Origin of the sequence: Mycobacterium arosiense ATCC BAA-1401 = DSM 45069, from assembly GCF_002086125.1 — a bacterium.
Lineage (GTDB): Bacteria > Actinomycetota > Actinomycetes > Mycobacteriales > Mycobacteriaceae > Mycobacterium > Mycobacterium arosiense.
This window is the reverse complement of the sequence record NZ_MVHG01000051.1, coordinates 17,223-35,802: the sequence shown is the minus strand read 5'-3', so window position 1 is coordinate 35,802 and position 18,580 is coordinate 17,223. Positions and strand designations below refer to the sequence as shown.

The 18,580-nt window shown below is 61.7% G+C and carries 16 protein-coding genes; 7 read left to right on the top strand and 9 right to left on the bottom strand.

Annotated features, from left to right (window positions below):
* Window positions 1-55 precede the first annotated feature (55 nt).
* Complete coding sequence (locus BST14_RS18280) at window positions 56-253, bottom strand: hypothetical protein (protein ID WP_083065802.1); 198 nt, start codon at window positions 251-253, stop codon at window positions 56-58.
* Window positions 254-980: 727 nt separating this feature from the next.
* On the opposite strand from BST14_RS18280, the gene BST14_RS18270 reads away from it, so the two are divergent.
* The 3 genes from BST14_RS18270 (at window position 981) to BST14_RS18260 (ending at window position 3,361) form a co-directional block, all read left to right on the top strand.
* Window positions 981-2,075: a spirocyclase AveC family protein gene (locus BST14_RS18270; protein WP_158085893.1), complete on the top strand. Its 1,095-nt coding sequence runs from the start codon at window positions 981-983 to the stop codon at window positions 2,073-2,075.
* A gap of 81 nt (window positions 2,076-2,156) precedes the next feature.
* The gene (locus BST14_RS18265; RefSeq protein WP_142279464.1) at window positions 2,157-2,654 is read left to right on the top strand and encodes a hypothetical protein; all 498 of its coding nucleotides are present in this window, start codon (window positions 2,157-2,159) and stop codon (window positions 2,652-2,654) included.
* 128 nt (window positions 2,655-2,782) lie between these two features.
* Entirely contained in the window at window positions 2,783-3,361 is a 579-nt protein-coding gene (locus BST14_RS18260; protein ID WP_142279463.1) for a hypothetical protein, read from the top strand.
* A 252-nt stretch (window positions 3,362-3,613) separates the two neighbouring features.
* Here BST14_RS18260 and BST14_RS18255 read toward each other — a convergent pair whose 3' ends face one another.
* Window positions 3,614-4,651: a spirocyclase AveC family protein gene (locus tag BST14_RS18255; RefSeq protein ID WP_083065797.1), complete on the bottom strand. Its 1,038-nt coding sequence runs from the start codon at window positions 4,649-4,651 to the stop codon at window positions 3,614-3,616.
* A gap of 502 nt (window positions 4,652-5,153) precedes the next feature.
* On the opposite strand from BST14_RS18255, the gene BST14_RS18250 reads away from it, so the two are divergent.
* Both BST14_RS18250 and BST14_RS18245 read left to right on the top strand, forming a co-directional pair.
* Window positions 5,154-6,752, top strand: coding sequence for a phytoene desaturase family protein (locus BST14_RS18250; protein WP_083065796.1), 1,599 nt, complete (start codon window positions 5,154-5,156; stop codon window positions 6,750-6,752).
* Window positions 6,753-7,310: 558 nt separating this feature from the next.
* The gene (locus tag BST14_RS18245; RefSeq protein ID WP_142279462.1) at window positions 7,311-8,417 is read left to right on the top strand and encodes a spirocyclase AveC family protein; all 1,107 of its coding nucleotides are present in this window, start codon (window positions 7,311-7,313) and stop codon (window positions 8,415-8,417) included.
* 325 nt (window positions 8,418-8,742) lie between these two features.
* On the opposite strand, the gene BST14_RS18240 is transcribed toward BST14_RS18245, so the two are convergent.
* The 5 genes from BST14_RS18240 to BST14_RS18225 form a co-directional block, all read right to left on the bottom strand.
* On the bottom strand, window positions 8,743-9,855 hold the full coding sequence (locus BST14_RS18240) for a spirocyclase AveC family protein (RefSeq protein WP_083065794.1): 1,113 nt from the start codon (window positions 9,853-9,855) through the stop codon (window positions 8,743-8,745).
* Between the two features lie 230 nt (window positions 9,856-10,085).
* On the bottom strand, window positions 10,086-10,337 hold the full coding sequence (locus BST14_RS29610) for a hypothetical protein (RefSeq protein WP_142279461.1): 252 nt from the start codon (window positions 10,335-10,337) through the stop codon (window positions 10,086-10,088).
* 192 nt (window positions 10,338-10,529) lie between these two features.
* Window positions 10,530-11,693, bottom strand: a complete 1,164-nt coding sequence (locus tag BST14_RS18235; RefSeq protein WP_083065793.1) for a thiolase family protein — start codon at window positions 11,691-11,693, stop codon at window positions 10,530-10,532.
* Between the two features lie 91 nt (window positions 11,694-11,784).
* The gene (locus BST14_RS18230; protein WP_083065792.1) at window positions 11,785-13,392 is read right to left on the bottom strand and encodes a GMC family oxidoreductase; all 1,608 of its coding nucleotides are present in this window, start codon (window positions 13,390-13,392) and stop codon (window positions 11,785-11,787) included.
* Between the two features lie 38 nt (window positions 13,393-13,430).
* The gene (locus tag BST14_RS18225; RefSeq protein WP_083065791.1) at window positions 13,431-14,204 is read right to left on the bottom strand and encodes an enoyl-CoA hydratase-related protein; all 774 of its coding nucleotides are present in this window, start codon (window positions 14,202-14,204) and stop codon (window positions 13,431-13,433) included.
* 79 nt (window positions 14,205-14,283) lie between these two features.
* Here BST14_RS18225 and BST14_RS18220 point away from each other — a divergent pair, with 79 nt between their 5' ends.
* Together BST14_RS18220 and BST14_RS18215 are read left to right on the top strand one after the other, a co-directional pair.
* Complete coding sequence (locus BST14_RS18220) at window positions 14,284-15,171, top strand: enoyl-CoA hydratase-related protein (RefSeq protein WP_083065790.1); 888 nt, start codon at window positions 14,284-14,286, stop codon at window positions 15,169-15,171.
* Window positions 15,132-16,256: a TIGR03617 family F420-dependent LLM class oxidoreductase gene (locus tag BST14_RS18215; RefSeq protein ID WP_245845500.1), complete on the top strand. Its 1,125-nt coding sequence runs from the start codon at window positions 15,132-15,134 to the stop codon at window positions 16,254-16,256. Before BST14_RS18220 ends, BST14_RS18215 begins: the two co-directional genes overlap by 40 nt.
* A 298-nt stretch (window positions 16,257-16,554) precedes the next feature.
* Here the strand turns inward: BST14_RS18215 and BST14_RS18210 are convergent, their stop codons facing one another.
* A complete protein-coding gene (locus BST14_RS18210) occupies window positions 16,555-16,944 on the bottom strand; it encodes an SCP2 sterol-binding domain-containing protein (protein ID WP_083065788.1) in 390 nt (129 codons plus the stop codon).
* Window positions 16,945-16,999: 55 nt separating this feature from the next.
* Window positions 17,000-18,514 (bottom strand): aldehyde dehydrogenase family protein, encoded by a 1,515-nt coding sequence (locus BST14_RS18205; RefSeq protein ID WP_083065787.1) that lies wholly within the window; start codon window positions 18,512-18,514, stop codon window positions 17,000-17,002.
* Window positions 18,515-18,580: the final 66 nt, after the last annotated feature.

Below are 18,580 nucleotides of genomic sequence, written 5' to 3'. Positions count from 1 at the left end.
CTTGTCGAGCCTTCCTGCCCACGTCGTGGGCCGCAAGACTCTCATAGGCCATGGATCAACCGATCGGGGTCAGGCCAATCCCATACGAGACGACGCAGTCCCACGCGAACGGTCCCGACTTGTCTGCAAGCGCGAAGGCGGGTACAAGGTTGGCGGCCGCAAGCAGCACATCGCAGTGGACGACCCACTTGGGAAAGGTCGGGCGTGCCCGGGCATCCGAAGCAATGGTCAGCGCACACAGCAACAACTCCACGACGAATGTGGTAGACGAAGCCGGCGAAAACCAGCTAACCTCCATCGCTCCACCTGCACCTCGGCAGGTGGTCGGTCACCGCGAAAGACCGCGGCCCCAAGAAAATTAGCGGAACAAATGCGCCGAAGGCGAAGAAGACCCCGAACACCAACTGGGTGTAGCCGACCACTGATCCAAGGCCGGCGATGTCTTTCAGGGCTGCCGCAAGCTTGGCGAGCCAGGGAACCACAGCGCAGCGCCGCACAGCGCGATAATCAGGCCGACCTGGATCTGGTGCGGGCGGCCGTCGTAGAACGCCGCGAGATCCACGGCGCTCTGCGACGGGGATGGCGGTGGAATCAGCCCGGCCGGCAAACATGCCGGCGAGAAAGACAACCGTCGCTAATGGCCGCACCAATGAGATCTTCTCAGTTGAGATAGTCATGCCAAGTACTTCTAGGGCCGGGTCAGGCAGTAGTGAGTGCCGGACTAGGCGCTATGTTCACCGGTATCGCCCTTCGGGAGTCGGTTGGTGCGGCGGGAATCGTGCCTATCAGACTCCGTTATCTCACTGACTGCCCGAGGGGCGCCGAAGCGCCACTGCGCCAGGCATCGATCCCTAACCCGATCCGAAATACTCTAGAGAAATATATTCCACTTTTGTAAGGTGCGCATATAGTCGATGCTTAAGACGTCGCGCCAGAGAGCAAGCCCGCACTCTCGCTGCGGCCGAAAAGGAGGCACTGCGATGGTCCAGGTACAGCCGATCGCGACCCCCACCCCATCGAGAACGTCGCACGGCACCCGAACCGCATCCCCGGTGCGCCTTTGGGCCGTCGTCGGGGCCGTCCTGGTGGCCGCCGAGGTCTATGCCGTGGTGAAGTGGTTCACCGGCCCTAACTTCCAACGCGTTCCGGTTGGCCCCGACGAGCCGCCGACCTGGATGCGGACGACGCTCGATGTCTTGCAGATCGTCGGCGTGGTGGCCGCGTTGGCCGTCGTGTATTGGCTCCTGGTCCGGCCCTGGATTCGCGAGCGCAAGGTGACCATATACGGGATATACGTGATCGTCGGCTTGCTGGCCGCGCCATGGGATGGGGTCTCGGCGGCGACCCAGCAATGGTTCAATTACAACAGCTACCTGTTTAATCGCGGCTCAGTCCTATCTGAGCTCCCGTTCACGCTCTCCCCTAACACTGCCGGCGCCGGTCAGGCGTTCCCATTCTTCGGGTTCGCCGCTTACATCGTCATGATCCCTCTGGTCGCTTGGCTGGGTTCCACGAGCATGCGCAGAGCGCATCGTCGCTTCCCGGCATTGGGCTCTGTGAGCTTGGTGGTCATCGGCATCCTGTCGTGCACGGCCTTCGAGGTAGTTCTGGAAATGATTTTGCAGCCGCTTGGCGTCTACTCGCTGGCCGGAGGCCCGTGGCCACTCCTGTACGGAAACTCGTACGCTTCTTATCCATTCGTGGAGCTCTTCCATGGCGGGCTGTTCTTCGCCGTACCGGGCATCCTGGCCTACTTTGTCAACGATCACGGGGAGACCGTCGCCGAGCGCGGTGCTTGGGCGTTCCGGGCGGGGTGGCGCCGCATCGGGATACGCACGCTGGCCGTCATCGGGGCGGCACATGTGTGCTTTATCCTCGTGTACCACCTCCCGGTGTCGTTGATCGCTCTGCACTCGCGAGAGTACCCAAACGACGTCAAGCAGCGATCCTATTTTCTTGGCAACACGTGCGGAAAGGCAGTCAACCGAGCCTGCCCGGGGCCATCTACGCCGATCCTTCGTCCCGGGTCCGGCTACCTCGACTGGTCCGGTAAGTACGTCCCGCCGGGCGGCTGAGGAGACGGGTCCGGTGTAGTCAGGCGGGTGTCCAAATTCCTAAATCCGGCCTCGGACACGCACAGGGAGGTTGGAGCGTCCATGAATAACAGCCTCGAAGGCCCTGCGCAACGGCCGCGCGCATTGGAAAATCGACAGCGTTCGTTCCAGCCGTTTTACTGGTTCACCGTCCTGATCTGGGTGGGCGCGGGTATTGCGGGGGTAATCATTGGTGCCCGCACCGGAACCGGCACGGGACTCGGGGACACTCGGTTGCAACCACTGACCGCCAAGGTGCCGGCGTATGGTTCCTTCGTGGGCGACGGGTGGCGCCTCGGTGTGACCTTTGTGGCGTTGGCGTTGCTGCCGGTGTTCTGGTATGTGTTTTTGCGCTCACTGGGCGCATTCGCTTCACACGACGAGTTGCCGCCGGCGACCGAGCAGCAGCAACGGGACTCGCTGCTTCGCTCCGAACGCGACAACGTGCTTGCCGCGACCGTTGCCTACCGGGTGTCAGTGTTGTCGCTATTGGTGCTTCTTGTGTTCGGTAATTTCTTCTTGCCATATGTCGTGCTGCGCTGGGGCTGGGGAGGACTCTGATCGTGGTTATATCTGGCGGGAAAAGCCCGGCGACCCAACGTAGTTCAGCGCTGCCAACATGGCGAACATCGCGACTGCAGCATCGCAGTGATTGGCTTACCCTGGTCGGAGCGATGCTCTGTGGATCGGTGGTTCTGGGACCGATCGGGTTGCCGGTGTTGATCTATGGCATCTACCTGTACCGCAAAGCTGAACGCGCCGGAGAATTGACGAGGCCGCGCACAATGTCGGTGGTGGTGTTGTTCATCCTCGTCGACGCCGCGCTGAATTATGTGGCTTGGGGCATAGACCTTTTCCCCAGCCATGACACGGCGCTAGGGCTGACCTGGTGGTCCGGGTTGGGCCGCACACTAGACGCGGCGTACTACGTCAGCTACAACACCACACACCTCGGCGGGACAGCGTTCGTCTCCGAGAAGGCACTGCAAGTCGGTTGCGTCCTCATGCTTTTCCCGATGCGTATCGCTGGGGCATGGGCGCTGCTGCAATTCCGCAAATGGGGCCATCAGGTCGTCATCGTGACGTCGTGGGGCTACATCTTGGTTTGGGTGGTGTGGCTCACGCAGTTGGCAATGGGGTGGGATCAGCGCATGGCACACAGCCTCTACGGCTGGTTCGGCTATCTCACGCTGTGTGTACTTGGTTTCCTTGGAGCCTTCGTGACCTTGCCATACCTATACAGCCTCGATACCAGAAATTGGCGCTGAACCAAGTGCGACTGCCGATATTCAGAGACTGACATTTCCGGCGAACCGAATACTAAACACTAAAATTGGTTTGGTGTGATCTGGCGGCCGCTCACTGCTGAACCGAAAGAGCCCGGTCTGCCCGGGACAAGAGGGATGGTGGTGTCGACGCGATAGTCGGCGGCTCCGCGTCGGTAGGCCCGTTTAGGTGAAAATGAGCCGGCCGCAACGATGGAGTCGGCGTACGACTGACCTCCTGATGAGGTGTGAATGCTACCCGTGGTGTCCAGGGCAGGGCGGTAACTGAGGTGTCGCCACAGTGGCTGGCGGGGCGCAGACCCCGTTGAGCATGTACGACGGCATATTGGCCGGGAAGCTGTCATCATGCGCCGAAACGAGTTGCCAGGGCAGGTTGTAGAAGAGTGTGATGGCCACGGTGCAGACGCCCAGAAGGGCTAGCTGGCGGAGACCAAGTCTGTAGGCGGTCGGCAGCCGCAGGCTGTCCACACCTTGCTCCACGAACGTTAATCCACGCTCATCACGCGAGTACCGGATTGCGGTCATAGCGGTCAAAAATGCTACCCAGCAAAGCACTTCATGAATCGGGAGTTGATAGGTGGTGCCTGCCCACAGTGTAAAGTGATGTACCGCACCGGTAAACGCCATAACGCGAAAGCGCACGAGCGCGGTTTCGAACACGACGTCTATCGCGAGCAGACTTATGTACGTGATGGCGAGTAATCCGACGTAGGGCATGACAGGCCACCGGCGCCGCACGGCCCGCATCACGACGCACCCCAAGATGGCCCAAAGAAACAACGCCCAGGCGTATCCCGGCAGAACTAACAACAGTGGTTCGGGGATTCGGTGTGCGTTGGGCGTCCCAATTCCGGGCACCTGGGAAAGCCAGCTACCCGCGTTGACGTAGTGGGAGTTGTATGAGAACGACGGCTTCGTGTAGGTCAACAAAATGTCGTGTGGAATAGCGATGAGAAAGCATGCAATCAATAGCATCCCGTCCCCGGAGGGCCGACCGTCGCGACGCCAGGGTTTCGCCACGAAATACCAAATGGCCCAGACTGCCACGCCCGGTCCGATAACTTGCAGCACCCACATCACCACGATGTTGGGCAGCGACATCGCATCCGGGCCCGGCGGCGTCGGCGACATTTCGCCTGACGCGTACCAGCGCGTCACGCAATAGGCAGCGAACAGTACCTGCAGCAGCCCTAAACTGGCCCAGATCAGAACTCGTCTGCCGCCACTGACCTGGCGCGCATTCACAGCTTCCTGCATCACCGAACTCGACATGCAGTCTCCCAGCGCTAATTTTGTTCGAAACTGAAAAATATCACCCTTGAGTGCAGGATCGCAATCCTTCTAGACTAGCGCTTGTCCGCACCCACAACGATTACATCGGGGTTCGGCCCGCCCAAGAACTCTCTTATTCGCCCAGTCCGGTCACTCGATGGTCGTAGCACCACATCAGAAAGCGCGATGTCATCTTGGTCATGCTCGGCCGAAGTTTTCTTCATGGAAGGAGAACGCTTCAAACCATCGCTCAGGCAGCATGGAAACCGCGACGCGCCGACAGGGCACTGGGATGGCGTGAGTGACCACCCCGAATGCTTGAGAACAAACTGCGCCCGCGCATCGCGCCCACGCGCCGGCAACTCCGCGACCCCACGATCAAGATCTAGAAATGTCCCTTCTGAACAATAATTTTTAATCCTAGTCTAAAATTCCTCATCGGCCGACCTGTTAGCAGGGCGTGGAGTCGCGACATCACTAGTCAGCGCAGGAGGAACGAGCGATGCCCGATAGACTGCTGCTGGCGCGATCCCGGAGAACGACAGACTGCATCGTGATCGGCGCCGGTCACAACGGCTTGGTGGCGGGCTGTTACTTGGCAAAGGCGGGTCTTGACGTTCTCGTCGTCGAAGGGGCGCCATTCGTCGGAGGTATGGCCACTACCATGCCCGTGGTCGACTCCGCCCCACAGCACCTGTTCAACCTATGCGCGGTTGACCTTGTGTTCATGCGGATGTCGACGATCATCAAAGACCTGGAGCTGGCGAAGTACGGCTTCAGGGAAATCCCGGCCGAGCCAACCCTGGCCTACCTGCACCCCGAAGGCGCGTCCATCTGCTTCTGGCGAGATCCCCACCGCACCGCAGAAGAGATCACGCACTTCTCCGACGCCGACGCAAAGGCCTTCCTGCGCCTGGCAAGGGTTTTCAGAGCTGGAATGATCGCCGGTGCGCCTGCGCTGGCGCAAAATCCCTTGCGGCCTCGGATTGGCTCGATGGCGCGCACCGGGTTGGCCGCCGTCACCCAGGCGCGATATTTGCCCGAACTGGTGAACATTCTGCGTCAGCCGGTCTATAACGTCGTCCGCGACCGCTTCCAGCATCCGATGGTGCAGCAGGCGATGGATCTGGTATGTTCCTGCGCCAACCCGATCGTCAAGCCGGGCAGCGCCGCCGGCCTAATGTGGCTGGGTTTCAACGAGGTGTTCGGCAGTAGCCGCCCAGTCGGAGGGATCGGCAGCGTACCGCAGGCCCTTGCCAAGTGCTTTCAGGCCACCGGCGGTACCATCCGCACATCAGCTCATGTCAGCTCCCTGCTTGCTCGGGGCGGGAAAATCGTTGGTGTGCAGCTAGACAACGGCGAGGAGATCCTGGCGCGAAGTGTTCTCTCTACCGCCGACCCCGTTCAAACGCTTGGGTCGCTGTTGCCCGAGGGTCATCTGACCCCCGAGGCGAAGGCCCGGGTGGACAAGATTCCAACCAGCAACGAGGGATCGATCTACCTGAAGGTCGACATCGCCTGCAACGGCAGGGTGGAGCTCGCCCGCCACCAGGCTTGGCGACGCGACGACGTTGATTTGCGGTTGCCGTTCTCTCGGGTCGGGACCATGGAGACGACGCGGATGGCACAGGAACAGTCCGCGCGCAATCTGGTGCCCGACGCCGTCCCGTTTGGCGTCACCGTCCCCACGGCGGTGGATCCCAGCCAAGCGCCCGCTGGGCAAGACACCGTCTACCTGTACGCCTGGGGTCTGCCCAAGGACCCGCCCGAGCCGTGGCCCGACTTGAAGGAGACGCTGGCCGAGCGCCTTGTCAAAGAGCTCCGCGGCTATTACACCAATCTGGAAAGCATCGAAATCGGCCGCTTCGTCGAGTCCTGGCAGGATCTAGCACGACGCACCTACGCAACCGACGGCAATCTCTATCACGTCGACATGGCGCTGAGTCGGATGGGACCGTTTCGGCCGGCGTTCGGCCTCGGCGGCTATCGAACGCCGGTGCCCGGGCTTTTCATCTCCGGGGCCGGCACACATCCTGGGCCAGGGGTGTCGGGTGTCCCCGGCCAGCTCGCGGCCAGAGAAGTGATCGAATGGTTGCGCTAGCCGGGGGTTATATGGGTCAAGGAGTTGGATGTGGACACTTCGAAATGGTCTGCCGTCTAGTACCGCATCACAGGCGCTTTTCAGGCGACTTTCTCGACGTGGTGTCACATCAACCACGCGTCGGGATGCGTTTATTACGGGGCCGGCATAGTCGGCACCACACCCGCTATGCGACCTGGTAGGCCGACGAAGTCTATCCGCGCGTATGCGTACATTGTTTCAATGTTGTACTTTATTAGCTAATATCGATATGTGATTGGCTGTGGCATTGCGGGGAGGGAGCCGCGCCGTGACGGGAACGAGAAGTCGGCGTCTACGTGTGGGGTGGGTGCTTGACCCGATGGTGCGTGTTGGAGCGGTGTGTGCAGAGATTGCGGCGGCACAGTTGACGGGTGCAGACCAGATTGTGGCTGGGCGGCAATGCCAAGTCGTGGTGCGCACGAGTCCAGGACGAGCCCTGCATGAACAGTGGCGGCTGATACGTCGACTCAAGCTGTTAGAGGTCACACCGCTCAGTACCACCATCACGCCACCAGTATCTGCTGAAGTCCGGTAATCGTGACCACCCAAGCTGGCTTCCATGGCACCGCCAACGCGTCCGACAAGGGGACGTCTTCCTGGCTGCGTGGCAGGGTGCTGGACAAAGCTCGGTTGTCACCACGGTGGTCGTGGACGTACACTCTTGCGGCCATTGGGGTGTGCTTCGCCGTCGTCGAAATTTGGACGATCGCCGCGTGGCTACCTGACGCTCACCAAGTCACTGAGTACCGTGACCACGGCGGTGTGCGTCCCACCGCAGCGCTGGCCTATGAACTCGCGTCGTTGACCGTGTTCGTAGTCGTCGCCACAATCGTTGTTCGGGGCTGCATTCGCGAGCGGCGGCTGACTTTTGACGCAATGTTCATGATCGCCGGCCTCACATGTTTCTGGGCGGATCTGAGCGTCAATCTGTTCGCTCCCGCTCTGTTGTTCAGCTCAGACTTTGTCAATCTCACCAATCCCCTCGGCCACCTACCGGGCATCGTGAATCCAGACGCTGGGCGGGCACCGGACCCCTTGCTGTTCTCGATCCCGCTGGAATCGGCGGGATTGCTCGGCGGGGCGATGCTGATGGGCGCGGCCATAAAACGTGTTCGCCATCGGCACCCAACGCTGACTCGTCGTCAGCTTGCTCTCCTGATCTTCAGTATGGCCCTCGTGATGGACGCAGTTCTCGAACCCGTCCTCATGAGACTCGGACTTGAGGCTTATCTTGCGCCGAGGTGGATGTCACCATTCGACTTTGGAGGCGGGCAACGTTTTCCGGTGGTCGAATGGATCGCCGGCGCCGCATTCTTCTCCCTTCCTGTCATGATCCGCACCTTCAAGAACGACCGGAACCAGACGATCGTCGAGCAAAGGATCGACCACCTCCCCCCAATACGCAGACGCGTTGTCGCCCTGCTGGCCCTATACGGATGCTTCCAGCTCATCGCCTGGGGCCCGGCGACCATCCCTGATTTGCTATACGTGCCATACGAAACGTCCTGGCCCCACATAAGTCCAGACCTGCTCAATGGAGTCTGCGACGCACCCGGCGTCACCGGAACGCGCTACGGCCCATGCCCCGGTGCCCCCGGCTTCCACATGCCCGTGCGAGGCTCATTACCTGGCAAGAGCCCCTAACGTGTTGTGGTCCTTGCACATTGAGTAGCCGATCCGGGCGAACGAACCAACGACGACAAATCAAGGGGCGGTGGACGTGATCGTCGACCAATGCGGGCGGTTCTGCGCCTGCCGGTCTGGCAGCCACGTTCCGGTTACACCGGTGCCGGTACAGGGTCGTGGTCTGTGACACCAGCGAACAGATGGGCGAGGAGATCACGGTTATGGCTTTTGGCGCCACCGCGTTTGGTACTGCCAGCACTCGACACACGCAGGCAGCGGATACGGCGCCACCTGCTGCGGAGCGCTGTGGGCTCGCCTGTATCGCCCGCACACGAGTAAGGCTCTACCGCGGCACTACGTATTTGCCGCTCCAATCCAGGTAACCAGAATCGGGTCTGGTGATCGGGACGTGTGGTCCGGGGCACGCCCGGTCAACCAATGGGCCACACTGGTTTTGGAAATACGACCGATCTGTTACGTCGCGCGGCCACGCGTGAGAGTTGACCGCCCAGAACGTCTGCGGGACGTGGTACAGCGCGAACACGATGATGTGCAGACCGGCGATGATCGCCAGCAGTCGGATGCCGGCTTGCTTAATTGGCCCACCTACGATTTGGTCGACGCCGCGCTCGACAATCGTCTGTCCGCGATCGTTAACCGCGTAGCGTAGCAAAGCAAAAGCGGTACCAACGCCGATAAAATGAAGCCACTCGTTCAACGGTAACTGGTAGTAGTGGCCAGCGAAGAGTACAGGCCACTGACCGCCAGCATAGGTCCAAAAGCCAAGTGGCATAAAGACAATGCCCTCTAGGACAATGTCAAACAGGGCCATGGATACCACGAGAACAGCGATTAGTCCAAAGATGTTGATCCGGGGCAAGATGCGCTTTGTCGTACGCAACACCGCGCAACCCATGATTGCCATTAGCGGTATGCACACCAGGTAGAAGGTGGGCAAGACTGGACACGACCAGGCTATCGACCGACCCGGCACATTGAGCGACTGCCACCCCGGCAAGGACGACAACGGATTACCAAAGTTCAACAGATAGGAGTTATATGCAAACCAAGGCTGCACGGCAGTAGACGCGGGATCCCAGATAGATACGGAAAGGCCGGCCAGGCACATAAGGCCGTCAAAGGTGATGCGGCGCTCTCGGACCCAGGGTCGAACGAGAAACCACCCTAAAGCCGCAACGGCAAGCACAACAAGTAAAACCTGTACCGTGCCGAGGGTGATGGCCATCCAGCCCGGCGGCAGGTCGGGGCCCGCTGGGACCCGCTCGAAATTAGGCCCGCTGACCCACGCCGTCACCAGTGCCACGTTGGCAGCCAAAATAACAGCGCCCAATGCGGCAAACCACAGCACAGGTCGTCGCGCGCGATCCTGGGCACTTCTGCCGTGCGCACTGCCGCTTGGCTCGCCTGCCGTCTTACCAACCAGCGCAGTAGTCATGGCGATGTGCTCGCTCCCCGTTGGTGAAACTAATTCACTACTATATATTATTATCCCCGACTTCTACGATGCAACGACTTAGTCGGTGCTCGCCGCCCGCCGCCAGCCGTTGGCCGTGCGGCAACTGCCTCGTCCGCGGATTAGCGCCCTGGGGGTACGTATTTGCCACTCCAATCTAGATAACCAGAACCGGGTCTGGTTATCGGAACATGCGGTCCGGGCAAGCACGGTTAACCAGTGGGCCGCATGGGTTTTGGGAATAGCACCTGTGTGACGTCACCCGGCCACTCATGTGCGTTCACCGCCCAAAAGGTCTCGGGGATCGCCAATGCCACGTTCACCGTCAGAATCACGGCACCCAGTGCGGCGAACCAGAGCACTGGTCGTCGCGCCCGCTCGTAAGCACTTCGGCCGGACGCAATCCCACCAGATTCGGCTGGCTGCAGCGTTTTTAACGCCGTAACCATGACGATATCGCTCACCCGCGTCAGCACCTAATTAATTAAGTACCATATATTATAGGTTTCATCTCTAGCAGAGCGCAATGGCGCTTTGAGGCATTCGCGTGGCCGGTTGTCCGTCGGAGAAAGCTGGATGCGTCATGACAGCGAACATCAACCACCTGATGCGGTCCCGGAGTCGGCCAGGCCATCATGTTCGGGTAGCCCGTAGCGCTACAGCCGCTCCAAGATAGTTGCGTTGGCCATGCCGCCGCCTTCGCACATGGTTTGCAGCCCGTAGCGGATGTCGTGTCGCCGCATGTGGTGCACAAGCGTGGTCATCAGTCTTGCGCCAGAGCCGCCGAGTGGGTGGCCGAGCGCGATTGCACCCCCGTTGGGGTTCAGCGCTGCGGGCTCGGCGCCTGTTTCGGCCAACCACGCCAATGGAACCGAGGCGAAGGCCTCGTTGACCTCGACGGCGCCGATGTCATCGATGCGTAGCCCGCTCTTCTTTAGCGCCGCCTCAGTGGCCGGGATCGGCGCGGTGAGCATGATGATCGGGTCGTCGGCGGCGACCACGGCGGTATGGATGCGTGCGAGTGGTCGCAGTCCGTGCGCGGCGGCTGTGGCGCTGGTCGTCAACAGTAGGGCTGCTGCCCCGTCGCTGATCTGGCTGGAGTTGCCGGCGGTGATCTTGCCGTTGTCGGGGTCGAACGCCGGGCGCAGCGCCCCTAAGGTTTGAAGAGTGCCGTTGCGCCGGATACCTTCATCGGCGGCGAAGCGCGAGCCATCGGGCAACATCACTGGTGCCAGTTCGTCGGTGAATGCCCCGCTATCAGTGGCGGTCGCGGCACGCTCGTGTGATTGCATCGCGAACTCGTCGAGTTGCTGGCGCGACAATGCCCACCGCTGGGCGACCATTTCGGCGCCGAGTCCTTGGTGAGGCCGGCGGTGGTAGCGCGCGAAGAAGGTGGGGCCGAACGGCTCGTTGTGGGCCCCGGTGTGGGCGCTAGAGGCCGTGGCTCCCATTGGGATGCGGGTCATGTTCTCCACTCCTCCTGCGACCACGAAGTCGTACTGTCCGCTGATGAGTCCTGCGGCGGCGAAATGCACTGACTGTTGGGAACTGCCACATTGGCGATCCACCGTTGTGGCCGGCACGGTTTCCGGCCAGCCCGCCGACAAGACGGCGACGCGCGCGATATTGAAGCTTTGATCCCCCACTTGCCCGACACAGCCCCAGATGACGTCGTCGATAAGGCTGGGCTCCAGTCCGGTGCGCTCGATCAGCGCGCGCAGAACAGTCGCCGACAGGTCGGCCGAATGCGTATCGGACAGCGATCCACCCCGCTTGCCGATCGGGGTGCGGACAGCATCGACGATGACCGCGTCGGCCATAGCTACCTCCAGATACGTTGTGTAATGAAATCGAGCTTTCTCAATTATGAATATATGCCGATGCGACAAAACGCGGACAAGCGCCCCTCAGCTACCTGAGCGCATTGCCCAGAATCAGATCACCGCCGCGTTCGCCGATCATCATCGTCGGTGCGTTGGTGTTGCCTGTGGGCGAGGTGGGTATCACCGACGCATCGATGACACGCAGGCCCTCAACGCCGTGCACCCGCAATTCCGGATCCACCACAGCCATTTCGTCGACGCCCATTTTGCAGGTGCCCACGGGATGCGCGCCGTAGGTGACGTTCTGTTCGGTGAAGCGCAGCCAGTCTTCGTCGGTATGACAACGGTTTTCGGGCTCGAACATGTCCCCCACGTGCGCATTGATCGGCGCGTGCGCCATGATGCGGCGTGCCTCGGCCATCCCGGCGATTATGTCTCGCACATCGTCGGGAATTCCCAATAGTGAGTGCTCGATGACCGGGCGCGCGGTGGAAGAGTTGCTGCGCAGCAGGATACGGCCGCGTGCGCGTGGATGCAGAAACAGGGTGGACACCAGGAAACCGGCCTCGCGGCTGGGCTTGACCTTCATGGCACCGTTATTGTCGATTTCGCGGGTGGTGGCAAAGTTGGCGAACGCGATCTGGATGTCGGGTGCTGCGAGGTTGTCGCGAGTCTTATGCATGACTTGCTCGTGAAAAACGGTGGCCGCCAACGGACCGGTGCGCTGTCTGGCGTATTCGGCGAGCATGCGCAGTCCGGTGCGGGCGCTAATTGTGTTCAATGTGGCCATCGAGGTGCTCCAGCGTTGCATGACCGCCGGATGTTCCTGCAGATTGTGACCGACGCCCGGCAGGACTGTGTGGATGTCGATGTTGTGCTTTTTCAGCTCATCTGTCGGCCCGATGCCTGACAGCATCAGCAGCCGCGGCGACGCGATCGAACCGGTGCTGACGATCACTTCGTGGCGGGCGTAGACCCGCTCGCTAGTACCCCGGCGACGATACTCGACGCCTACCGCACGGTTGCGATCGAACAAGATGCGATAGCCCAGGGCGTGCAGGCGGACGTCGGCTTTGCGCCGACCGCCGCCCTCGCGCAGGTGACGCCGCGAAGCAGAGGAACGCACACCGCGGCCTTGGTTGACCTGCACATGCCCGACACCGTCTTGGGTGGCCCCGTTGTAGTCGGGGTTCCACGAGTGTCCGGCCTGCTGGGCAGCCTGTACGAATTCGGTATTGGCAGCATGGTGCATGGTGTGTTCGCCCACATCGATGGGGCCGCCGGCGCCACGATATTGGCTTGGTGCGCCGTTCCAGTTCTCCAGCCGTCTGAAGTAGGGCAACACCGACGCGTAGTCCCAGCCTTTGGCGCCGGCCTCGGCCCACGAGTCGAAGTCGGCAGGGTTGCCGCGGACGAACACGGTGGCGTTGATGGAGCCGCCTCCGCCGAGGATCCGCCCGGCCGGCCAAGCCTCGGTGGAGCCGTCGCGTGAGGGGTCGGGCTCGGGGACGTAGCGCCAATTGGCAGTCTTATAGACGCTGATGACCCCCGCCGGAATGACCACATCGGGCCGGCGGTCGGTGCCGCCGGCCTCCAGCAGCACCACGTCCGCGCCGGTGTCGGCGAGCCGGCCGGCGACCACGCTGCCAGCCGACCCTCCGCCGACGATGACGTAGTCGTGCATGTCAGTGCTCATTAAATCTCCTCGGTGGGGTTGGCGGCTGTCGCGCTGGCTTAGCGCCCGGCCCATTGAGGTTGACGTTTCTCGGCGAAGGCCATGGCGCCCTCGCGGGCATCGGCCGATCCGAAGACCTTGTCGCGCAGCGGGGCTTGCAGCTCCCACATCTGCTCTTCGCTTCGACCCGACCGCGCCCTGATCAGCTGCAAAGAACTCGTCACCGACATCGGCGCGTTGGCGGCGATGCTCTGTGCCAATGACATTGCGGTCTCAAGGGCCATACCAGGATCGGTGAGCCTGGCCACGACACCATGGGCAGCCAATCGCTCAGCCTGCAGGATTGCAGCGGTCAACGCCATCTCGGTGGCTAGCGCCTCAGGAAGCCGGAATAGTCCACCTCCGGTAGGGAGCAGCCCGCGACGCGCCTCGGGCAGTCCGACTTTGGCGCCTCGCGCAGCGACCACCAGATCGCACATCAGTGCCAACTCAAGGCCACCGGCCAGGGCAAATCCCTCGACAGCTGCGATCACCGGCTTGACGCTGCGAGCGCGCAGTAATTCGCGAAGTCCGGCAGGCGGCCCATCAGACGCGAATGCTTTCAGGTCGATGCCCGCACAGAATCCCCCGCCGGCCCCGGTGAGCACTCCCGCCCGAAGCGAGGGATCGTCGGCAAGCCGGGCCAGTGCAGCGGTAAGCCCCTTGGTCAACGGGGTGGTGAGCGCGTTACGCGCCGATGGCCGGTTGAGCGTCATCACCAGTACCGGCCCCTGGGGATCCACGACCAGTTCGGGCTCTCCCTCGTCGATGTCGTGCTGTGGCCGCTCAACCATCGAACCCCTTACCCGTTGTCATGAAGAGTACTTTTAGATCATATTATCTGAAAACGATTTTGAAGGGACGGTACCATCCGTGGTTGATCGACCACTTCCGACCTCCGGGGACCAAGAGTTCACCCAGATTCGCTATCGGATTCAGCAGCGGATCGCGCACGTCACGCTCGCATGTCCCCAGTCCGCCAACGCGCTGAGCATGACGATGCGCCTGGAGTTGGTAGCTGCGCTGCGGCGCGCACAGTCTGACGAGAAGGTCCGTGTTGTGGTGCTTGACGGCGATGGCTCGACGTTCTGTTCGGGTTATGACCTGGGGGCGCCTTACGGGTCAAGCGCCGATCGAGCCGCACGCCCAGGTTGGATCAGTGATCGATCGTTGAGGAAATGGACCGACCCATTCGCGCGTAGTTGTCTCGACGACTGGCTGGTGGCATGGGATTTGTTGAAACCGATTGTGGCTGTGGTGCAGGGCAATTGCCTGGGTGGGGGTACAGAATTGATGTCCTTTGCCGACATCGTGTTCGCCGCCGACGACGCAAGGATCGGCTATCCGCCAGTCCGAGCCATGTCGACCCCAGACGTGCCGGTTTTGGCGTGGAAGATGACGATGGCGAGGGCGAAATACTTGCAACTGACCGGCAATTCGGTGGACGGCAAGACTGCGGCCGAGTGGGGATGGATCGCTAAAAGTTTTCCCGCTGCGGAGCTACAGGAACATGCGTGGAACGAGGCCGAAGCTTTGTCGAGTGTCGACGCAGGCCTGCTGGCGGCGAACAAGCATCAAGTCAATCAGGCCTACGAGATCATGGGACTCCGCACGCATTTGGCTCAGGCCTGGATGTGGCACTACCTGTCCTCCACGGCACGACCCGACGGCAATGCGTTTTTCGATCAGGTCAAAGACGTCGGCATGAAGGAGGCCCTCACTTGGATGAACGGTCCATTCAATCAGCGTGGGCTCATTTAGCGATGGACATTGACGCGCGGCTGAGCGTGCACGACCCCCAGGGCGTCATCGCTGAGGCACAAGAATATGAAGCTGCCGGCTATACCGGGTACTTCTCCGCCGAGGCCGCTCACGACCCGTATTTGCCGTTGGCATTGGCCGCCGCCCACACCGACCGCATTCAGTTGGGAACCGCCATTGCGGTGGCTTTCGCCCGCAGCCCCATGCAAATGGCCTATGTGGCGCATGAGCTGCAGGCCTGCTGCCGGGGACGTTTCATCCTGGGGCTGGGCAGCCAGGTCAAGGCCCACATCGAGCGTCGGTACGACATGCCGTGGAGCCGCCCGGCGGCGCGAATGCGCGAGTACGTAAGGGCCATCAAGGCGATTTGGTCATGCTGGGACACCGGCGAGTCCTTGGACTTTCGCGGCGACTTTTACAGTCACACGCTGATGACGCCATTTTTTGCGCCGCCGCCCAACCCCACCGCTCCGCAAATCTTTGTCGCTGCAGTCGGCGAGTACATGACGGCGATCGCCGGGGAGGTAGCCGACGGTGTGCTCACACACGGACTGAGCACTGCGCGTTATCTGTGCGATGTGACTCTGCCGGCTTTGAACCACGGGTTGCGTGTTGCCGGCCGCAAGCGCGACGACATCGCAGTGTCGTACCTGGGATTCGTCGCAACGGGGCGCAACGAGGAGGAGATGGCGGCGGCATGCCAGGGGGTACGTCGGCGGATTGGGTTCTATGCCAGCACCCCGGCCTACCGCGGCGTGCTGGCCGTGCATGGGTGGGAAGACCTTCACACGGAGTTGGCCGCTTTGGCGCGCAGCGGCCGCGACGACAGGTGGGCGCGCATGGGCGATTGCATCGATCACGAGGTGCTGCACACCTTTGCGGTGGTGGCCGAACCCCAGCAAGTGGCCGACGAAATCTGGCGCCGCTTTGGAGGATTGGTTGACCGGTTTTCCTTCTACACGCCCTACTCAAGCGATTTTAAAATGTGGATCCCGATCGTGGCCGAGCTTCGCCAGCGGAGCCGGGTGCCCAGCAAGGTCCCGGCAGCGATCGACGATGGCGGCGGCGAAAAGGGCTGGAGTTAGCCGCTATCGGTAGTGCGGTGGCCGCGATCCCCGCCGAAGCTATGCGCGTGCCGTCCGCGCATGGAACTAAAGTTGACCAACCGGGTGCGCGTCAAGGCGGGTTGAAGAAGGTCAGTTGCTGCTAGCCGCGGTTTTCGAAGACTCGTGGGCATACGCCGCCCATTAGCGCGAGTCGAATCAATTGGCACCTAGCACCTAACCAAAGGCGGCGCCGCCAGAGTATGCCCGCAGACCGGCAGTTCCTCGTGGTATCAGCTACTCGCTAGGCGGGTGAATCAGCAGCGTCATCGGCTGTGCGTCAAACAAATTCGATGCGACCCATGGCCTCAATGACATATTTGAACGCGCCCATGTTCTTTAGGAGCAGTTTGGTGTCACCGTCGACTTTGACCTTACCCCGCGCCAGTGCCACGGTGGGATTCATATCACCTTCGAAGACGCGACGCCACACGTCGGCCTCAGCGCTGATGACGAAATCAGCAGCTTCCACGTCTTCTGGGGTGGCCTCGCGTGGGTCGACAACCCTACGATCGCGGAAAGTCAGCACGAAATCACGGTCTACCGGCGGGCCGTAGCGATAGACCATGGTGTGGTTGAGCTGGCCGGATTTTTCGGCCCAGGTAGGGTCGCTGTTAAGCATCTCGGCCATTGCCTCATAGAACCCGATGGTGCCGAATTGAACTGTCATTCTGATCCTTTCATCTCACACGGTGGCGCGACAGCGGCCCGCGTGCGGGCTTTTGTCAATCCCACTCCAGTGCAACCACCGAGTAACCTCGATTGTCGACGTTGGTGTCCAGTGCGGTGTAGATGGTTTTGGGCTGGGTGTAGGCCAGTAATCCCTCGACGCCGAATTCGGCGCCGACGCCGCTTTGCTTGCGCCCGCCGAACGGTGTTCGGCGGACGTCGGCGACGCCAAAGTCGTTGATCCACACGGTGCCCGAGTCGATACGGTGTGCCAATGCCCGCGCCTGGGCGAGGTCATGAGACCACACCGAAGCGGCCAATCCGTATGGGGTGCCGTTGGCGATGCGCACCGCGTCAGCGACCGTGTCATAGGGCAGTACCGACAGCACCGGGCCGAAAATCTCCTGCTGGGCCACTGCCATTTGCTCGTCGACCTCCGCGAGCACGGTAGGCTGCACGTAATACCCGTCGCCAAGATCGGTCGGCGAGGCGCCCCCGACGAGTACTGCCGCGCCCTGGTCACGCGCGGAGCTGATGTGCGCGAGGATGCGGTCGCGGTGCACGGCGCTGATCACCGGGCCGACGTCGGTCTCGTCGTCTTCTGCGGGCCCGACTTTCATCGCCGAGGCGCGCTGCTTGAGTAGATCGCACACGTCCGCGTACAGCCGTCGCGGCACGAGCATCCTGGTAGTGCCAGCGCACACCTGTCCCGAATTAAGCATGCACGCGAACAAGGTCCCGCGTGTCGCCAGTTCCACGTCGGCGTCCTCAAGGAGAATCGACGGCGACTTTCCACCCATTTCCAACAACACTGGCTTGGCCGTAGCTGCGCCCGCTTCCATCAAGGCGCGCCCTACCGCGGTACTTCCGGTGAAGGTGATCAGATCGACCCCTGGATCTTTGGCCAGCGCCTGCCCGGCCACTGCATCGCCATGCACGACGTTGATTACTCCCGGCGGCAGCTGAACCGCCTCGCACGCTTCGGCGAAGGCCTGCGCGGCCAGCGGCGTCAGCGGGGAAGGCTTGATCACCGCCGTGTTACCGGCCAAGAGCGCCGGCGCGATCTTCCAGATAAGCACGAGCAGCGGGAAGTTGTAGGGAGTGAAGGCCGCAACGACACCGTAGGGTTCACGATGTATCTCCGACTGCCCGAACCCATTGAGGTCGGCGATCGGAAAAGCTTGCGGGTACTCGAGCAGGCCCACCATTTCAACGAAGTCGCGCAGATGCGCCAACGCGCCGCCGACCTGCAGCATGGCCGTCACCCGCGCCGTGCAGCCAGTGTCGGCAACGAGGTCGGCCTCCAACTCGTCGAACCGTGATTCCAGTGCGTCGGCCAGCGCGATCAGCGTCTGGGCGCGAGCCGCCGGTGAGGTGCGACGCCAGGGGCCGTCTTCATACGCGGCGCGCGCGGCGCTGACAGCCTGCTTGGCGTCCTCCGCCGTGGAGAGCGGCACGTGACACAGCACCTGGCCAGTCGAGGGATTATCCGCGGTAATGCTCGCCGAGCCACTATCGTGGAACTGACCACCGATATAGTTGCGGCACGATCGCGCTCCAGTGTGAACCACGTTAATATCAAACCACACGTTCTAACTTAAGACTAGTTGACTCCAGGGTGAAACTGCCCAAGTTCC